This is a genomic window from Salinicola endophyticus (assembly GCF_040536835.1).
Taxonomy (GTDB): Bacteria; Pseudomonadota; Gammaproteobacteria; order Pseudomonadales; family Halomonadaceae; genus Salinicola; species Salinicola endophyticus_A.
The window spans coordinates 1270177-1289098 of the sequence record NZ_CP159578.1 but is presented as its reverse complement, the minus strand read 5'-3'; the positions used below and the strand labels follow the sequence as shown (position 1 = coordinate 1289098).

Below are 18922 nucleotides of genomic sequence, written 5' to 3'. Positions count from 1 at the left end.
CCTTCGATAATGCACGGAGCCCCGGAGATGGCCGCGCTGGATGCCTGCCTGGCGCCGCACTGGGGTGCAGCCAACCGCGCGCTGATCGCCAAGATGATCGGCGAGCTGAGCTACGAGCGGATTCTCGAGCCGCTGGGCGACGATGACAGCGGCTACCGCCTCGATCTGGGCGAGCACGGCAGTTGGCACTTCAGCGCCCGCACCAATCTCTGGGGCCAGCCGCAGGTCGACCCCGAGAGCCTGAGCCCGCCCCCCGGGGCGAGTCTGGAGGCGGCCGATTTCCTGCTCGCGCTGGCCGCGCCGCTGGGCATGCAAGATAGCCAGGTCGCCGAGCATCTGGAGGACCTGTTCGCCACCCTGCGCGCCGACTGCCAGCTGCGCCAGGCGCGCCGCGGGCTCAGCGCCGATGCCGCCATCCGCCTGCCCGAACCGCAGCGCCAGCGGCTGCTCGACGGCCATCCCAAGTTCCTGTTCAACAAGGGGCGCCGCGGCTGGGGGCTGGAGGCGCTGGCGCGCTACGCCCCGGAACATGGCCACAGCTTCCAACTGGGCTGGGTGGCGGTGGCCGCGTCGGCGCTCGAGAGCGGCGGCACGGCCATCGACACCCCGGAACTCCTGCGCTCGGCGCTCTGCGAGATCGAGCTTGGGCGGCTGCGCCAGGTGCTGGCCGAGCGCGTCGACGACCCCGCCGACTACCGCCTGATGCCGGTACACCCGTGGCAGTGGCAGCGCTGGCTGGCGCCGCTGCACGCCGGCGATATCGCCCATGGCCGGCTGCACTATCTGGGCGAGTTCGGCGACCACTACGCGCCGCAGCAGTCGCTGCGCACCCTGACCAACGTCAGCCGCCCCGCCAGCCACGATATCAAGCTGCCGCTGACGATCATGAACACCTCCTGCTATCGCGGCATCCCTGGGCGCTATCTGCTCGCCGGCCCGGCGGCCTCGGCGTGGCTCAAACGCCGCGCCCAGGAGGACGCTGAGTTTGCCCGCGCGGGGCTGGAGATCCTCGCCGAACCCGCCGGTGCGGTGCTGCCCCACGCCCAGTACGCGCGCCTGGATCAGGCGCCATACCGCTACGCCGAGCTGTTCGGGGTGATCTGGCGCGAAGCGCTGGCGCCGCGTCTGGCAGCCACCGAGCAGGCGCTGCTGATGGCCGAGCTGATGCAGCGCGACGACCACGGCCGGCCCTGGCTCGCCGCCTATCTGCGCGCGGCCGGGGCGGAGTCCCCGGCCGCCGCGGAGCGCTGGCTCACACGGCTGTTCGAGGTCACCGTGGTGCCGATGTGGCATCTGATGTGCCGCTACGGCGTATCGCTGATCGCCCACGGCCAGAATCTCACCCTGATCCTGCGCGACGGCTGGCCAGCGCGCCTGGCGCTCAAGGATTTCCAGGGCGATCTGCGCCTGGTCGACGAGGACTTCCCCGAGGCCAGCGACCTCCCGGAGAACCTGACGGCGGTAACCGTGCGCCTGCCGCCGGAGAAACTGATCCACGATCTGCAGACCGGCCATTTCGTCACCACGCTGCGCTTCATCGCGCCGCTGGCTGCCGCCTGCGGGGTCAGTGAGACACGCTTCTACCAGCTCTGCGGCGACGTGCTCACCGCCTACCGTGAGCGCCACCCGGCGCTGGCCGAGCGCTTCGCCCGTTTCGATCTGTTCGCGCCGCGCATCCTGCGTCTGACGCTCAACCGCGCCAAGTTCCTGCACGCCACCGACAACGCCCGCGAACGCATGCTGGCGGAGATGGATCTGCACGTGGCCAACCCCTTGCACGGCGTGCGCCAATCCGCGCCACGCGCCGACGTCATCACAGCCCCGGAGGTGTCCGATGTCTGAACGCTCTACTCTCGATCTGGCCGGCGTGGGCGCCGGCCCCTTCAACCTGAGCATCGCCGCGCTGGCGGACTCGCGCCTGCCGCAACTCGCCACGCGCTTCTTCGAACGGCGCCAGGCGCTCTCCTGGCACCCCGGCCTGATGCTGCCCGACACCCACCTGCAGACCGGCTTTCTCAAGGATCTGGTCACCGCGGTGGCACCGGACAGCCGCCACTCCTTCCTCAACTATCTGGTCAGCCACCGGCGCTTCTACCGCTTCCTCAACGCCGAGCTGGGCAGCGTCAGCCGCGCCGAGTTCTCCGACTACCTGCGCTGGGTCGGCGAGCGCCTGGAGAGCGTGACGCTGGGCCAGGGCGTGCGCGAGATCGATCTCGACGCCCACGGTTTCCGCCTGCGCACCGACAGCGGCGACTACCGCGCCCGGCATCTCTGCCTGGGCACCGGCAAGGCGCCGTGGATGCCAGAGTTCGCCACCGCGCTGCGCGGCCCGCACTGCCTGCACGCTTCCGAGATCGCACACACCCGGCGCGACTTCTCCGGCCTGCGCGTGGTGGTGGTGGGCGGCGGCCAGAGCGGTGCCGATGTGTTCCTCAACGCCCTGCGCGGCCACTGGGGTCAGCCGCGCTCGCTCGACTGGATCTCGCGGCGGCGCAACTTCGAGCCGCTCGACGAGACCGCGTTCACCAACGAGTACTTCACTCCCGGCTACACCAGCGCCTTCCACGGTCTGCCGCGGGCGGTGCGGGAGCGCGAGGTGGCGGCGCAGAAGCTGGCCAGCGACGGCATCACCCCGGTCGCACTGCAGACCCTCTACCGCGAGCTCTACCACCGCTTCGACGTGCTCGGCGAGCCGCGCTGGGCGCGCCTGCTGCCGCATCGCAGCGCAGTGGCGCTGCAGCGCCAGGGCGCGGGGATGCGCCTGACCACCGAGCACGGCCTGGGCGGCGAGCGCGAGCGCTTCGACGCCGACGTGGTGATATTCGCCACCGGCTTCTGCTCGCAGCTGCCGGCGTGCCTGGCGCCGCTGGCCGAGCGTCTGACGCGCGACGCCCAGGGCGAGCTGGTGCTCGGCCCGCACTTCGAAGTGGCCTGGGATGGCCCCGCCGCCCACCGGCTCTATGCGGTCAACGCCGGGCGCCATAGCCACGGCATCGCCGAGCCGCAGCTATCGCTGATGGCGTGGCGCTCGGCGACCATTCTCAACCACGTCGCCGGGCGCGAGGTGTTCGATCTCGCCGACAGCGACGGCCCCGTGGCCTGGCATCCGCTGGCAGCCCATAGCGAAATGGTGGAGCAGCGCTGGGCCCAGGCAATCTGACCCGCCGCTTCCCTGACGACCCGCACCGCCAGGCCCTGGGCCTCAATCCGCCCACTGCCATGGCGGTGCATCCAGCATGCCCTGATCGACGATCACGCTCTCTCCCAGGCTTTTCTCCAGCGCGATGGCATTGCAGTGAGCATCGCGCTCCAGCGTCGCGACCAGTCGTGGAGCGTGGGAAACCACCCACACCTGCGTCTCGCGGGACGCACGCACGATCAGCCGCCCCAGAGCGGGCAGCAGATCCGGATGCAGGCTGGTTTCCGGCTCGTTCAGCACCATCAGCGACGGCGGCCGGGGGGTCAGCAGCGCCGCCACCAGCAGTAGATAGCGAAGCGTTCCATCCGACAGCTCCGCCTGGTTCAGCGGCCGCAGCAGGCCCTCCTGCTGAAACCGCAGCAGAAAGCGATTACCCGCATCGGCCTCGAAACCGAGCGTGGCCCCGGGGAATGCATCCTCGATCGCCGCATGCAGGGCTGGCCTGTCGCCGATCTCGTGGATGGTGCGCAGTGCGGCCACGAGTCCATGACCGTCATGATCCAGTACCGGGGTGCGAGTGCCGATCTGTGGGGTACGAACGGGGGCGTGAGAATCGCTGCGGAACTGGTCATAGAAGCGCCAGCCACGAACAGCCTGGCGCACAGCGTGCACCTCGGGCACTGCCACCGGATCGCTGATTTCGCTCAGAATGCTGTCACGCGGATCGAGATGGGCATCGTGCACCCGCCACTGACGCCCCTGACGTATCTTGACCGTCGCCCCCTGGCGATCGACCAGACAGTTGCTGGGCCGATAGACCTCGCCCGCCCAGATGCACTCACGCTTGATCTCGGGATCGAGCTGGAACAGCGAGGGCTCCTGGTAGCCGGCGAACCCCTGTGGCGACGGCATGCCCAGCGAAATAGCGTAGCCGAAGGTTTCGCCTACGAAGCCCAGCCGCAGCCGCGGACTGCGTCTGCGCGAGCCACCCTGGATGGGAGCAGTGCCCTCGCGCATGCCCCGGGTCAGCGTTTCCGGTCCGGCCCAGAAGGTGTGGTCGAGTCCGCCCTCCTGGGCGAGGGAGGCGATCAGATTGCCCCGCGCGGTTTCGGCCAGCAGCCGCAGCGACTTGTAGAGATTGGACTTGCCGCTGCCGTTGGGACCAGTGACCACATTGAGTTCGGAGAGCGGCGAGACGATCTGCCTCAGGCTGCGATAGTGAGACACCGCGAAGGTGCTGATCATGTTCGAAAGGACTCCCTGGCGGACATCGAGGTCTGCGGTCGCAGCGCCCACCTTATCATCGACACCAGGTGCAATAGCGTCTGCTGCCGTTATCGAACAGGCTTTGGCAAACGGGTGTTGACGAAAGAGTGAGGAGCAAGAGCGCGTTGAACGCAGAAGGAACTGCACAGGATGCTAATATTTAGCCACTGAACCCTGGACTTCCGATTCGCCCGCCGACAGCGAGCCCGCCATGCTGCAACCCGTTTCCCGCCAGAGCGATCTGACCCTCGAGCCCGACCAGACCCCACCGCGCCCGGCAGACGTGAGCACCTTCGCGCCGCTCGGCGTGCCCGCCTTCCGTATGATCTGGATCGCCAACCTGTTCGCCAACCTGGGCGTGTGGGCGCAGTCGGTGGCAGCGGCCTGGGTGGTCACCTCCAGCGCCGGCGGTGCGCTGCTGGTGGCGCTGATCCAGGTGGCCGCGGCGCTGCCGCTGGTACTGATGTCGATCGTCACCGGGGTGGTCGCTGACAACTACGACCGCCGCAAGGTGATGCTGTTCGGGTTGACCATCGAGCTGCTGGGCGGCGCCTTCATCACCCTGATCGCCTTTCTCGGCCTGCTCTCGCCTACCCTGCTGCTCACCTCGATCCTGTGCGTCTCGATCGGTGCCGCGATCACCACCCCGGCCTGGCAGGCGGCGGTCAACGAGCAGGTGCCGCGCAATCTGGTCTCCAGCGCCGTGCTGCTCAACAGCGTCAACTACAACGCCGCGCGTGCCATCGGCCCGGCCATCGGCGGGCTGCTGCTGGCGGCGGTGGGGCCGGCGTGGATCTTCCTGCTCAACGTGCTCTGTTTCTGCGGCCTGTTTGCCGCGCTGTGGCGCTGGAAGCGCGCGGTGATGCCCAAGTCGCTGCCACCGGAGCGGCTATGGGAGGGGGTCAAGGCGGCGCTGCACTTCGTGCAGTACTCCAGCGTCACCCGCCTGGTGATGCTGCGCGCCTTCATCTTCGGCATCTCGGCCAGCGCGATCTGGGCGCTGTTGCCGCTGCTGGCGCATCAGCACCCCAGCGGCAGCGCCTCGCTCTATGGCTACATGCTGGGTGGGCTGGGGATCGGCGCGATCGCCGGCAGCACCCTGGTCAACCGGGCACGCCAACGGCTCGGCAGCAGCCGCCTGATCAGCATCGCCGCCATACTGCTGGGCGGGGTGATGCTGATCCTCGGCGGGGCCGACCGGCTGTGGCTGCTATTCCCGGCACTGGTGATCGGCGGGGGCTGCTGGATCGCCGCGGTCGCCTCCTACAACTCGGCGGTGCAGGTGCTGGTGCCGGACTGGGTCAAGGCCCGCGCGCTGGCGCTCTACCAGACCGCGCTCTACGCCGGGCTGACTCTGGGCTCGCTGCTGTGGGGCCAGCTCACCGAGGGCCTGGGGGTGCACCTGGCGCTGCTGCTGGCCGGCGCGCTGCTGCTGATCTCGGCGCTGCTGCTGTTGCCCTCGCGGCTGCCCGATCTCGATGCCAGCGGCCTGATCGAAGCGCCGGAAGCGCACACCGAGCGCCCGGACTTCGAGTTCGACCCGGCCCGCGGTTCGGTCATGGTGACCATCGAGTACCGCATCGACGCCGAGCATCTACGCGACTTCGCTCGCGCGGTGCGCCCGCTGCGCAGGCTGCGCCTGCGCAACGGCGCCAAGCGCTGGTCGCTCTATCGCGATATCGTCGACCGCGACCTGTGGCAGGAAGTCTTCCTGGTACCCAACTGGCTGCAGCATCTGCGCATGCTCGACCGCATGACCCTGGGTGACCGCGCGATCATCGAACGCGTCACCGCCCTGCACGCCGGCACCGAGCCGCCGCGGGCGCGCCACGGGGTCAGCTACCGCTCCTCACGCCACGCCCAGGCGACGCTGACGCCGACTCAGACCCAACCGCCCGATGAGCCGGCGATGGCCGCCAATCCCAGCGCGGCCCCTTGGCCGCAGCGCGATACTCCGGCGCCATAGCTCTTCGTGATGGCTCTTAGTGATAGACCGACGCCATAGCCCTTCGCGATAGCCGAGCGGGCACGCCGGCACTTGCCAGCGAGTCTGCCGTGCGCGCCGCTGACACGGCAGCGACCTGCAAGCGTCACCCGGGCGTGCGATACTGCGGCCCCGCAGCGCCGGGCCGGACGCGCTGCATCGGCCAACCCAGGGAGCCCGACATGACCCAAGAGACCGCTCGCCAGACCCTCAAGCGCGTCTTCGGCTTCGACGATTTCCGTGGCGGCCAGGGCGCGGTGATCGAGCGCGTCATCGGCGGCCGTTCGACCGCGGCGATCTTCGCCACCGGCGCCGGCAAGTCGCTGTGCTATCAGCTCCCGGCGCTGCACCTGCCCCACCTCACCCTGGTGGTCTCGCCGCTGCTGGCGCTGATGCAGGACCAACTCGCCTTTCTCCAGCGCCACGGCGTGTCCGCCGCCAGCATCGACTCCACCCAGGACCGCGACACCGTGCGCGAGATCATGGAGCGGGCGCGGCGCAACGAGCTCAAGATTCTGATGGTCTCGGTGGAGCGGCTCAAGAACGAGCGCTTCCGCCACTTCCTGCGCCAGATCGCGATCTCGCTGCTGGTGGTGGACGAGGCCCACTGTATCTCCGAGTGGGGCCACAACTTCCGCCCGGACTATCTCAAGCTGCCCGACTACCAGCGCGAGTTCGACATCCCCCAGGCGCTGCTGCTCACCGCCACCGCGACCCCGGCGGTGATCGCCGATATGCGCGACAAGTTCGCCATCGCCGCCGAGGACGTGATCACCACCGGCTTCCATCGCCCCAACCTCGAACTGCTGGTCGAGCCGGTGCCGGCCGCCAAGCGTCTGGAGACCCTGGCGGCGTGGTTGGCACCGCAGCAGCAGCCGGGCGCGGCCGCGCCCACCATCGTCTACGTCACCCTGCAGCACAGCGCCGAGCAGGTGGCGGCGGCCTTGAGCGCCCGCGGTATCGCCGCGCGCGCCTACCATGCCGGGCTCGACAGCGAGACCCGCGATACCATTCAGCAGGGCTTCATGCACGGCGAGCTCGCCTGCATCGTCGCCACCATCGCCTTCGGCATGGGCATCGACAAGGGCGATATCCGCAACGTGCTCCACTACGACCTGCCCAAGTCGATCGAGAATTACAGCCAGGAGATCGGCCGCGCCGGACGCGACGGCCAGCCCTCGCGCTGTCTCACCCTGGCCGGCCGCGACGGCCTGCGGGTACTGGAGAACTTCGTCTACGGCGACACCCCGGAGCGCGCCGGCATTCGCCACGTGCTCGGCGAAATCGCCGCCGCCGGCGCCGGGCCGGAGCGCCAGTGGCCGGTACTGCTCAACACCCTCTCGCGCGACAGCAACGTGCGCCTGCTGCCGCTGAAGACGCTGCTGGTGCGCCTGGAGATGCACGGCGTCATCGCCCCGCGCTATGCCTATCTGGCCGAGTACCGACTGCGCTACGTCGAGCCGGCAGAGGCGCTGGTGGCGCGCTTCGAAGGCGAGCGCGCCGACTTCGTGCGGCTGATCGTCGACAACGTGCCGATGGCGCGCACCTGGGGCACGGTGGATTTCGAGCGTCTCTATCAGGCGGGGGCGGCGGCCGGCATCGACGCCTCGCGGGGGCGGGTGATCACGGCGCTGGAGTATTTCCAGGAGAAGGGCTGGGTGGTGCTGGAGGCCAAGCGCATGACCGATGTCTACGAGGTGCTGACGCCCGAGTTCGACATCGACGGCCTGAGCGAGACGCTGCTAGCCGAGTACCAGGCGCGGGAGGCGAGTGAGATCGCCCGGCTGCACGCCATGCTCGACCTGTTCGAATCCACCACCTGCCTGACCTGGCGCCTGGCGGCCTATTTCGGCGAAGCGCCGCCGGCGGGTACTACTGGCTGCGGCCACTCGGTCCAGGCCGCCCAGGGCTGCGGCCATTGTTCGGTATGCCACGGCCGTATCGCCCGCCTGCCGCCGGCACCGCCGCTGCCCGAGCCCGATGCGCAGACGCTGCAGCAGGCGCTGGCGCCGTTCATCGCCCACCACCGCGACACCCTGGGCGAGGCCCCCGGCCCCCAGCGCATGGCGCACTTTCTGTGCGGGCTGGCGATGCCGCTGTTCACCCCGCTCAAGGCGCGCAAGCTGCCCGGGTACGCGCGCTTCGAGGCCTACCCCTATGCCGAGATCCGCACGCGCTGCGAGGCGCTGGCGGCGGCAGGCGAGACATCGGCCTGATACGCACCGGGCATATACGGAGACACGAATACTGTATGCAAAACCACTGTTTTTGAGTACAGTATTTGGCATTACGCTCCCCGATCGCGGCGGCCACCCTGACAGGGGCGGCCCGCCACCGGGGCTGCCGTCTCCCCTGCTCGAGGTGCGCCATGGAGCTGATCGACAAACTCTCCATCCTGGCCGATGCCGCCAAGTACGACGCCTCCTGCGCCAGCAGCGGCGCGCCCAACCGCAGCTCCCGCGGCAAGGCCGGGCTGGGCGCCTCCAGCGGCATGGGGATCTGTCACAGCTTCACCCCGGACGGCCGCTGCGTCTCGCTGCTCAAGGTGCTGCTGACCAACTTCTGCCTCTACGACTGCCAGTACTGTATCAACCGCCGCTCGAGCAATATTCCGCGCGCCCGCTTCACGCCGGAAGAGGTGGTGCGGCTCACGCTCTCCTTCTATCGCCGCAACACCATCAGCGGGCTGTTCCTGAGTTCGGGCATCATCCGCTCCAGCGACTACACCATGGAGCAGTTGATCCAGGTGGCGAAGCTGCTGCGTGAGACGCATCAATTCCGTGGCTATATCCACCTCAAGGCGATCCCCGAGGCCGACCCCAAACTGCTGGAAGAAGCCGGGCGCTATGCCGACCGCTTGAGCGCCAATATCGAGCTGCCGACGCTCACGAGTCTCAAGACCCTGGCCCCGGAGAAGGAGCTGGGTACCATCCACTCGGCGATGGGGCAGATCCGCCAGGGCATCGATGCCGCCAACGACGCGGCCACCCAGGACGCCAGACAGCCACCGCGCAGCGCCAACCCCAAACGTCTGGCGCCGCGCTACGCTCCGGGCGGGCAGAGCACGCAGATGATCGTCGGCGCCGATGCCACCGACGACCGCACCATCCTGCAGTCCGCCGAGCAGCTCTACCGCGACTTCCGCCTCAAGCGTGTCTACTACTCGGCCTTCAGCCCGATCCCCGAACGCCCCGCTGGCCTGCCCCAGGCGGCGCCACCGCTGCTGCGCGAACATCGGCTCTACCAGGCCGACTTCCTGATCCGCGGTTACGGCTTCGCCGCCGCGGAGCTGCTCGGCAAACCGGGCAATCTGGAGCTGGAGATCGACCCCAAGCTGGCCTGGGCGCTGACCCATCGCGATACCTTCCCGGTCGATCTCAACCGCGCCGAGCCTGCGCTGATCGCGCGCGTGCCGGGGATCGGCCTGAGGAGCGTACAGCGGCTGGTCGAGCTGCGCCGCCAGCGCAGGATCCGCTTTCAGGATCTGATCGCGCTGCGCTGCCGGGTGGAGACACTGCGCCCCTTCGTGGTGACCCAGGACTATCGCCCCGCCGATGGCCAGCGCGACAGTGCCCGCCTGCGCCAGCAGCTGACCGCGCCGCAGCCGGCGCAGATGGCACTATGGTGAGCCCGCGATGATGCCTGCGCCGTCAGCCGGTGCCATGCCCTGGGTGGTTCCCGCCGAGGACTTCGGCCAGTGGCGCGACGCTGCCCGGCGTCTGCTGCAGGCCGGTGTGCCGCCGGCGGCGGTGGTGTGGCAGGATGCGCGCGAAAGCCAGGAGGATCTCTTCGCCAGCGCCGAAGCCGATACCGCCTCCGGCGCTGTCTCCAACACAGGGGCCGGCGCTGTCAGGCTGCCCGAGCCGAACGTGCCGCCACCGCCGGTACGCATCGGCCGCGAGGACCTGGCCCTGCTCGAAAGCGCCTCCCGCTATCGCAGCGGCGGCGGCGAACAGAACCGCTGGGCGCTGCTCTATCGGGTGATATGGCGCCTGCACCACGGCGAGCGCGACGCCACCCACGCCGCCGACAGCGATGGCCGCGTGCTGCATCAGCGCCGCCATGCGGTCAAGCGCGAGGCGCACCATATGCACGCCTTCCTGCGCTTTTATCGCGACGCCACGGACGCCGACACGGCGGATACCCGGTGTGCCAAGGTAGCCCCTGGCGGAGAGGGTTTGCATGGCAGAGCGGATTGCCTCGGCAGGAGGGATGACCGCGACAGAGAGAATGACCTCGGGGTGGAAGAGTCCCAGGCCAGCTTTATCGCCTGGTTCGAGCCGGCCCACGACGTGCTCGACCTGGGCGCCGAACACTTCGCCGACCGCTTGGGCGGCACCCCCTTCCTGATTGCCACCCCGCGTGGCGGCGTGTTCTGGGACGGCAAGCAGCTGGATTACCGCACGCCCTGCCCCGAGGCCTGGGCCACCCGCGCCCGGACTGCCCAGGCCGCCGGCGCGGATGACCAGCATGCGCTATGGCGCACCTACTTCGTCAGCACCTTCAATCCAGCGCGGCTCAATCATCGGGCCATGACCCAGCACATGCCGCAGCGCTTCTGGCGTCATCTTAGCGAAGGCGACCTGATCCCCGCGCTCGAAGCCCGCGCTCGCCACGGCGGGCGCCGCCTGGCTCAGGAGGCGAGCGTCGGTGAGCGCAAGGGGAAGACGCTACCACCCACGCGCCGCTAGTCGCTCAAGAAGAGGCGGTATCGATCCGCGCCACCGCATCACGGCTGGCGAGATCGCGCGCCTCGCCGGTGAGTTCGTAAAGCCGGCCGTCGCGCATTTCCAGCAGGCGATCGGCTTCGGCGAAGTAGTGGTCGTCGTGACTGATGGCGAACACGGTGATGCCGAGTTCGCGGAAGCGCGGCATCAGCTCGCGGTAGAAGACCCGACGGAACTGCGGGTCCTGATCCGCAGCCCACTCGTCGAGCAGCAGGATCTGACGCTGCTCGACCAGTGCCATCAGCAGTGCCAGGCGCTTGCGCTGCCCTTGGGAGAGTTCGGTATCCAGCACCTGGCCGGCCTCCAGCTCGAGCTTGCGCGCCAGTTGCAGCGTCTCCAGCCAGTTGTCGAGCAGCGCCGGATCGGCGGCCCCGCCGCGCGGCCCCATCAGCCGGTCGAACTGATGAAAGTCGGTATAGACCGCGGCGAAGCGCTGACGATAGCGCGGCCATTCGGCCTCGGTGACCGCCACACCGTCGATCTGGATCTCCCCCGCATGCGGCCGGTAGAGCCCGGTCAGCAGCTTGGCCAGGGTCGACTTGCCGCTGCCGTTACCGCCGATCAGATAGACCTGCTCGCCGCGGACGAGCTCGAGGTCGAGCGGGCCCACCGCGAAGCCCTCACGCCCGCCACGCTCGGGGTAGCGATAGGTGACCCCGCGCAGTGCCAGCGTCTGCCACTCGCCGTGCTCTTCGACCAGGTCGAAGGAGGGCCGGTAAGGCGCCAGTTCCAGCTCGCGCAGCTTGTCGAACGAGACCTGGGCGGTGATCAGGGTCGGCGTCGCCCCCACCGCCTGGATCAGCGGCGAACGCAGGAACAACAGCGTCAGCGAGAAGGTGGCGGCGACCGCGGTATTGGACCAACCCAGTCCGTTGGCGAGGAAGAACACCACGCCGATGGCACCGAGCATCATGATGTTGGTCCAGTTGCCGGCACTCAGATGGCAGGTGTCGGCGCGGATGATGTGGTCGCGGTAGATGCGGGCGTGGGTGTCATACACCTCCTCCAGCAGATGCCGCGCGCGGTCGCGGTTGAGCGACAGCTCCTTGCGGCCGTGGATCACCGTCTCGTAGTCGCGATAGAGGCGGTCGTCGGTGGTGCGGGTGATATGGATATGGTGATAGACCTGCGACACCAGCCACCACCCCACCAGCATGGTGATGGCGATCCACACCGCGGTGACCATCAGCAGCGGCGGCGACAGCCAAAACAGATAGGCCACCGAGGCCAGGGTGATGATCACCCCCTGGACCAGCTCCGGTAACCGCACGAAGGCGATGGTGATATTGCGGATATCGCTGGACAGGCTCGCCAGCAGATGCGCGCTGCCGAGCTGCTCCAGGCGTTCGATGTCGGTGTCGAGGATGCGCTTGATCAGACGCCCGCGCAGGCGATAGACGAAGTGATGGCCCAGCGTGGTGAGCGCCAGCTGCGAGCCCAGGGTCACCGCCAGCAGCAGCGCCACCAGGCCGATGAACGGTACCAGGGTGGTCAGCACGCGGCTGTCGCCGGCACCGGCCTCGGTGGCGATCAGCGCATGGTTGATGAAGGCGATCACGCCGATCCCCAGCACCGCGCTGAGCAGGCTGAGCAGCATGACGCCGACGAACGGCCAGCGGTAGTGACGGAAGACGACGCGCAGTAGTTCCATGCCGATCCTGTGGGTGGCGAAAATGGCTCCGCCCGTGGGACGGCCGGCAAGCGCGAATGATTCTGATCTACACCCACAAAGTCAAGCCGCGCCCCCCCCCCCTGGGCGCTACCTTTGCCATCCCTGGCAAAGGACCCACGCTTTGCCCTGCCCCCGACGCCCATCGTCAGATGAGTATGGACATGCACGCTTAATCGTCTGCGAACATCATCTGAATCCGCGAGCGCAGCCAGCGCTCGGCGGGATCGTTGTCGTAGACGCTCTGCCACACCATGCTCAGCGGCGAAGGGTCACGCGCCAGCGGCAGCTCGTCGACGCGCAGCCCGCCCTGGGCGGCGAGCACGTCGGCGGCGTAGTCCGGTACCGTGGCGAGCATGTCGGTCTCCTGCAGCAGCGAGGCGAGGCTGTTGAACTGCGGCACGGCAAGCACGATCCGGCGCTGGCGCCCGTGGGCGGCCAGGAGATCGTCGACATAGCCGTGCAGATCGCCGTCGAAGGAGACCAGCACATGGGGGCGCTCGCAGTAGTCGTCCAGGGTCAGCGCACCGGGGCGGCCATCGGCGCGCAGCACCTTGGCACGGGAGCGGCGCAGGATCTTCTGCTTGGCGTTGGCCGGCAGATCGCGGGCATAGCCGGCGGCGACGGTGATCTCGCCGGTATTGAGCAGTTGCGGCATGAGGTGGAAGTCGGCCCGGCGCACCACCAGCACGATACCCGGCGCTTCGGTACGCAGGCGCTTGAGCAGCGCCGGCAGCAGGGCGAACTCGATATCGTCACTGAAGCCGACACGGAACACCGCTTCGCTGCTGGCAGGGTCGAAGCTGCTGGTGCGGCTGAGCACGCTGGAGATCGCATCCAGCGCCGGCTGCAGCTGATCATAGATCTCCAGCGCCCGCGCCGTAGGCACCATCTGGCGCCCGGTACGCACCAGCAGCGGATCGCCGAATACGTCGCGCAGCCGCCCCAGCGCGGCGCTGGTCGCCGGCTGGCCCAGGAACAGCCGCTCCGCCGCCCGGGAGACGCTGCGCTCCTGCATCAGGGTTTCGAAGACCACCAGCAGTTTGAAGTCGACACCACGCAGGTCGCTTCGATTCATCACCCACTCCCTTGCCTAGCCCTTCGCATCTCCCACCACACGGCAGCGGATCACTCGCACAGGCCTGCTCCCCCGGCACCTGGGTCCGAGGGTAGCGGCGGCGAATACCGGCGTCTCATCGCGGTTATCGATACGCGTTATAGCCAGTATCGATGATCGAGCATAGTGTGTCGCGGTCATCATCGATAGAGTCGGGCAATAGATTCGGAACGCCCAAGGTGTGCCATGTCACGCACGATACAATTTCAACGATTCGGCGGTGCCGAGGTCCTCGACCTCATCGAGACTCCTGAGCGGGAACCCGCTGCGGGGGAAGTCGCGGTCGCCACTGAGGCGATCGGGGTCAACTGGCACGATGTGCTCTGGCGGCGCAACATGGGGCCGACCCGCGCCACCCTGCCCGCGGGTCTGGGCACCGAGATGGCCGGGCGCGTGGTCGCCGTCGGGCCCGACGTCGAGGCCTTCCGCCCCGGCGACCGGGTCGCGTCGATCCCCGCCTTCGACCCTAACCGCTACGCCACCTACGCCGAACATACGCTGCTCCCGGTGGAGGCGCTGATCGCCTACCCGAGCCAGCTCTCGGCGATCGAGGCGAGCGTGCACTATCTGCCCTCTCTGGTCAGTTGGCTCGGCTTCCGCGAGGTCGCCGCGCTGGAACCCGGCGAGACCGTCCTGATCACCGGCGCCTGCCATATCGGCGGCCCCTACGCGGTGCAGGTGGCCCACGCCTTGGGCGCCCGGGTGATCGCGGCGACGCCCCACGAAGGCGCCATCGACTATCTGAAGTCGCTGGGTGCCGACGCGGTGGTGCATACCGAGACCCAGGACCTGGTCAAGAAAGTGACCAAGCTCACCGACGGCCAGGGCGTCGACGTCGCCCTGGATGCTCTCGGTGGCCCGCAGTTCAACCTGCTGGGCGAGGTGATGGCGCCGCGCGGGCGGCTGATCCTGTATGGCCTGCTCGGCGGCAACGAGACCTCGTTCCCGGCGCAGGCGGCGTTCCGCAAGAACATCCAGTTCCACGTCCACAGCCTCTCCAACTTCAGCGGCAAGCCGGAGCTGGGGATTCCCCAGAATCGCCCGGCGCTGACGCGGGCGATTGCCGACGTCGAGCGCATGACCCTGGCCGGCGAGCTGCGCCCGCAGATCGACCACTGCTTCGATTTCGGCGAGGTGATCGAGGCGCATCGCTATCTGGAGACCTGCGCCAATCATCACGGGCGCATCGTGCTCGAGGTGACACGGAGCTGATCGCCATCGCGGTGGCGGCGGCCGGGGGCTGCGAATTGACGCCGCCGCGGGATTGACGACAATGGCGCGCCTGGACCCTGCCGGCGTTTGCCCGGGTCGCATTGTCACCGCTGATGGGGAAACGCCCGCATGCTCGCTCAACTCTTCGCCGTGATGGCGCCGGTGCTGGCCGGCGCGAGCATCGGCTTCGGCTGGATTCGACTCGGCTACAGTTACCCCACCGAGTTCGTGACCAAGCTGGTGTTCAACGTCGGCACCCCGGCGCTGGTGCTCGCCTCGCTGGCCAATGCCGATGTCGACCCGGGCGATTTCGGCATGACCCTGCTGGCGACCTTGCTGGTGCTCGCCGGGCTGGCGCTGGCGAGCCTGGGCGTGGCGCGCCTGCTGAACAAGTCGTGGCGGGTGATCCTCTCCCCCATGATGTACCCCAACACCGGCAATATGGGGCTGCCGGTATCGCTCTACGCCTTTGGCCATGCCGGCTTCACCTACGCCATGACCGCCTGGGTCGCCAACGCCCTGATCCAGTTCACCGTCGGCATGATGATGGCGTCGCGGGGCAACCCGTGGAAGGCGCTGCTGAAAAATCCCACGCTCTACAGCATCGCCCTCTCCCTGCTGTTTCTGCTCAGCGGCACCCCGCTGCCGGCCTGGCTCGGCAACACCGTGCATCTGCTCTCCGGGCTGACCATTCCGCTGATGCTGATCACCCTGGGGGTCTCGCTGGCCAGCATCCAGGCGCGCAACCTCTCCTCCGGGCTGATCTTCACCCTGTGCCGGGTGCCCATCGCCCTGGGGCTCTCCTTCGGCATTGCCGCCCTGCTCGGCCTGCCGCCACTCGCCGCCAGCGCCGTGGCGCTGCAGATGAGCATGCCGGTGGCAGTCTACAACTATCTGTTCGCCCAGCGCGCCCGGCGCGAGCCGGAGTACGTCGCCAGCCTGGTGTTCTGCTCGACGCTGCTGGCGTTCGTTTATTTGCCGCTGGAGCTGGCGTTCCTATTGCCGAGCTAAGCTCGCAGGCACCTTGCAAAGGCCCACTCAACGACTATATTACAGTACGTAATCTGACGGTTTTTCAAAGTATTACCGCAGGTTGCCAAGGATATTGGTTCGTCAATGGAGCCTTCAGGCAAGGAGACGAAGATGCAAAAACTGTCATGGAAGCAGACTCTGGGTGCCGCCGCGCTGGTCGCCGGCTCCGCCGCCATGTCCCAGGCCGCCCTGGCCCAGGACACCGCCAAGCATGACCTGCAGGGGCTCTACTCCGCCGGGGAGCTGATGGACGCCGACGTCTATCTGAAGAGTGCGCCCAAGGACGACATCGGCGATGTCGAAGACATTCTGCTGGGCGAAGACATGAGCGTGCAGGCGCTGGTGATCGAAGCCGGTGGCGTGCTCGACATGGGCGATCGCGAGTTCGTGGTCCAGAAAGGCGACTTCACCGTCGAGACGGTTCACGCCGACAATCTCGATGACATCGAGTACCGCGTGGTACTGGATCTCGACCAGGGTGCCCTGAAGCAGCAGCCCGAGTACACCAACGACTGGTGGAAGCAGGCCAAGACCAATGCCGCGCAGGCCTGGGAGCAGACCAAACAGGGCGCCTCCAGCGCCTGGCAGAGCACCAAGGAGGCTACCTCCAACCTGCTGCGTGATGCCAGCAATGCCATCGACGGCAACAACTGAGCCGTCGTCGCAGCCATGAGGTGCGATGACATGAGATGACCTCATGGGTTGCCGAAACCAGACCGCCGATCCTGTGATCGGCGGTTTTTTTTGGCCACGCTGGTGGACCCGATACTGCCGCCCCCGTGATCAGATTCTGGCATCTCAGAACTCCAGCGCCCCAGAATTGAACGCCAAAAGCAGAGCGCCCCGCCCCGGACGATCCGGGGCGGGGCGCTTCAGGCGCTGGTGAGCGTCGCTTACTGCTTCTTCTGCACCATGCCCTGTACCCGCTGCATCAACTGCGGGTCCTGCTGGATGGCTTGCCCGATGGCGTTGAACTGCTCGACGCTCATCTCGTTGTCCTTCACGGCCTCGACCATCTCGTCGTTGGCCTGCTGACGAATTTTCTGCTGCTGGCCTTCGTCGGAGGCATTTTGCAGCTGCTCGGTGTAGTCCTGCGAGATCGAGGCGATCTGCTGCGAGGCGTCAGCGAAGTGCTGCAGCTGCTCGTCGGAGAAGTTTTTCGCCGGCGCCTGAGTCTTGGCGGCGCTGTCGGCGGTGTCCTGGGCCATGACCGGGGCGCTGGCCAGACCGGTGGTCATCATGGCTGCCGCGAGAAACGCAGTGATCCGTTGCATTCAATCCTCCAGAAGTCGATTTGCTGCATGTGCCTAGTTGGGATGCCGCACATGGCCGAGAGTTCCCATAGAAAGTGTTTCTCTCGGCAATGAAATGTGTCCCGCGCTTTCTGGCAGGCCGAGAAAACGCTGCGGCCATCGGCCAGCAGCCTCGCTCATGCCGGCGGCGGCACACCCCTTCTCAGGATAGCCACTCGACGAGGGCGTGGATACCGTCGCGGACCCGGGCCAGAGCCGCCACCTGCAGCGGCGCTTCGAGCCGCGCCGGGTCCTGACCCAGGAGCTGCTCGCCGTCGAAGTCGACATAGGCCAGCCTGGCAGTCAGCTGCGTGGGTGCACAGCCGAAGGCCGACCCGGGCAGCAGCGCCACGCCGGTCTCCTCGAGCAGGCGGGCGGTGAGCTCGACGCTGGTGTGGATGCCGCGCGCCGCGAGCCGGTCACGCTGCGCCTCGAAATCGGGGAACAGATAGAAGCCGCCGTCCGGGGCGTGGACGCGAATGCCCGCGGCATTGAGTTCGGCACTGCACCACTGGCCGATCAGCGCCAGCCAGGCGCGCTGGCGCTGAAGATAGGCGTCCAGCTGCGGCGTGTGACGATAGGCGACGCAGGCCGCTTCCTGCACCGGGCTGGCCACGCTCGACCAGGTCTCGGAGGCAATGCCCAGCAGCCGCGCCATCATCTCTTCGCCCAGCGCCGGCGGCACCTGCATCACGCCGAGCCGCCAGCCGCCGGCGCCACACCACTTGGAGAGGCCGCTGGTGGTCACCGTGGCTTCGGGATAGTCGCGCGCAAAGGCGCGGTGGGCGCCCTGATGGTGCAGCGGCGCGTAGATCTCGTCGGCCAGCACGATGATGCCATGGCGTCGCGCCACCTCGGCCAGCGCGGCCTGGTGGTCGGCGTCCGGCGACAGCCCGGTGGGATTGCCCGGGGCATTGAGGATCAGCAGACGGGTACGCGGGCCGCCGGCGCGGCAGTGGGCGTCGAGCTGCTGCGGCGAGATCTGCCAGCGCGAGTCGAAGCTCGCCTCCAGCTTGACCGCGGGCTGCCCCGCCAGGCGCGCCTGCGGCGCATAGGAGACCCAGGCCGGGGCCGGGATCAGGATCTCGGCCGCCGGCAGCGCCTTGATCAGCGCGAACAGCAATAACTTGCTGCCGGGGCCGATCAGCACCCGCTCCGCCAGCCACTCGGTGGCGTCGAGCTCGCGATGGAACGCCGCCACCTGCTCACGCAGCGCCGCCAGCCCCTGTACCGGCAGATAGGCCTTGCTGGCGGCATGGGTGGAGAGCGCCTCCACCGCCGCCCCGAAGACCGGGAACGGTGACTGACCGAAACCGAACTTGACGATCCGCTGCCCCTGCGACTCGCGCAGACGGGACTGTTCGTTGATCAGCAGCGTATCCGATGCCGGCGTGGCGTTGGCGTCTTGCCGGTAGGCGGCGGCCAGGTGCTCGGCGGCGAGCCCGGGAGAAGCGGTCATGCGCGGGTGGCTCCTAGATAGGTAA

General features: G+C 68.0%; 14 protein-coding genes. 9 read left to right on the top strand and 5 right to left on the bottom strand.

The window, feature by feature from the left end; all coding sequences use genetic code 11:
• Positions 1-27: 27 nt before the first annotated feature.
• Both ABV408_RS05895 and ABV408_RS05890 read left to right on the top strand, forming a co-directional pair.
• The gene (locus ABV408_RS05895; protein ID WP_353981522.1) at positions 28-1842 is read left to right on the top strand and encodes an IucA/IucC family protein; all 1815 of its coding nucleotides are present in this window, start codon (positions 28-30) and stop codon (positions 1840-1842) included.
• Positions 1835-3160, top strand: coding sequence for a SidA/IucD/PvdA family monooxygenase (locus ABV408_RS05890; RefSeq protein WP_353981521.1), 1326 nt, complete (start codon positions 1835-1837; stop codon positions 3158-3160). The genes ABV408_RS05895 and ABV408_RS05890 overlap by 8 nt, the downstream gene beginning before the upstream one ends.
• Before the next feature lie 42 nt (positions 3161-3202).
• On the opposite strand, the gene ABV408_RS05885 is transcribed toward ABV408_RS05890, so the two are convergent.
• A complete protein-coding gene (locus ABV408_RS05885) occupies positions 3203-4384 on the bottom strand; it encodes an AAA family ATPase (protein WP_353981520.1) in 1182 nt (393 codons plus the stop codon).
• A 232-nt stretch (positions 4385-4616) separates the two neighbouring features.
• Here ABV408_RS05885 and ABV408_RS05880 point away from each other — a divergent pair, with 232 nt between their 5' ends.
• The 4 genes from ABV408_RS05880 (at position 4617) to ABV408_RS05865 (ending at position 11080) form a co-directional block, all read left to right on the top strand.
• Positions 4617-6371: an MFS transporter gene (locus tag ABV408_RS05880; protein ID WP_353981519.1), complete on the top strand. Its 1755-nt coding sequence runs from the start codon at positions 4617-4619 to the stop codon at positions 6369-6371.
• 200 nt (positions 6372-6571) lie between these two features.
• Entirely contained in the window at positions 6572-8605 is a 2034-nt protein-coding gene (locus tag ABV408_RS05875; RefSeq protein WP_353981518.1) for a RecQ family ATP-dependent DNA helicase, read from the top strand.
• Positions 8606-8757: 152 nt separating this feature from the next.
• Entirely contained in the window at positions 8758-10017 is a 1260-nt protein-coding gene (locus ABV408_RS05870) for a putative DNA modification/repair radical SAM protein (RefSeq protein WP_353981517.1), read from the top strand.
• A 7-nt stretch (positions 10018-10024) separates the two neighbouring features.
• Complete coding sequence (locus ABV408_RS05865; RefSeq protein WP_353981516.1) at positions 10025-11080, top strand: DUF4130 domain-containing protein; 1056 nt, start codon at positions 10025-10027, stop codon at positions 11078-11080.
• A gap of 4 nt (positions 11081-11084) precedes the next feature.
• Here the strand turns inward: ABV408_RS05865 and ABV408_RS05860 are convergent, their stop codons facing one another.
• Positions 11085-12767, bottom strand: coding sequence for a multidrug ABC transporter permease/ATP-binding protein (locus ABV408_RS05860; RefSeq protein WP_353981515.1), 1683 nt, complete (start codon positions 12765-12767; stop codon positions 11085-11087).
• A gap of 190 nt (positions 12768-12957) precedes the next feature.
• Positions 12958-13863, bottom strand: coding sequence for a LysR family transcriptional regulator (locus ABV408_RS05855; protein ID WP_207035098.1), 906 nt, complete (start codon positions 13861-13863; stop codon positions 12958-12960).
• Positions 13864-14088: 225 nt separating this feature from the next.
• On the opposite strand from ABV408_RS05855, the gene ABV408_RS05850 reads away from it, so the two are divergent.
• The 3 genes from ABV408_RS05850 (at position 14089) to ABV408_RS05840 (ending at position 16800) form a co-directional block, all read left to right on the top strand.
• Positions 14089-15114, top strand: a complete 1026-nt coding sequence (locus ABV408_RS05850; RefSeq protein ID WP_353981514.1) for a zinc-dependent alcohol dehydrogenase family protein — start codon at positions 14089-14091, stop codon at positions 15112-15114.
• Between the two features lie 129 nt (positions 15115-15243).
• Entirely contained in the window at positions 15244-16125 is an 882-nt protein-coding gene (locus ABV408_RS05845; RefSeq protein ID WP_285951928.1) for an AEC family transporter, read from the top strand.
• A gap of 132 nt (positions 16126-16257) precedes the next feature.
• Positions 16258-16800: a PRC-barrel domain containing protein gene (locus ABV408_RS05840; protein ID WP_285951927.1), complete on the top strand. Its 543-nt coding sequence runs from the start codon at positions 16258-16260 to the stop codon at positions 16798-16800.
• A gap of 239 nt (positions 16801-17039) precedes the next feature.
• Here ABV408_RS05840 and ABV408_RS05835 read toward each other — a convergent pair whose 3' ends face one another.
• Positions 17040-17420, bottom strand: coding sequence for a DUF4168 domain-containing protein (locus ABV408_RS05835; RefSeq protein ID WP_207035106.1), 381 nt, complete (start codon positions 17418-17420; stop codon positions 17040-17042).
• 181 nt (positions 17421-17601) lie between these two features.
• The gene (locus ABV408_RS05830) at positions 17602-18897 is read right to left on the bottom strand and encodes an aminotransferase class I/II-fold pyridoxal phosphate-dependent enzyme (RefSeq protein WP_353981513.1); all 1296 of its coding nucleotides are present in this window, start codon (positions 18895-18897) and stop codon (positions 17602-17604) included.
• Positions 18898-18922: the final 25 nt, after the last annotated feature.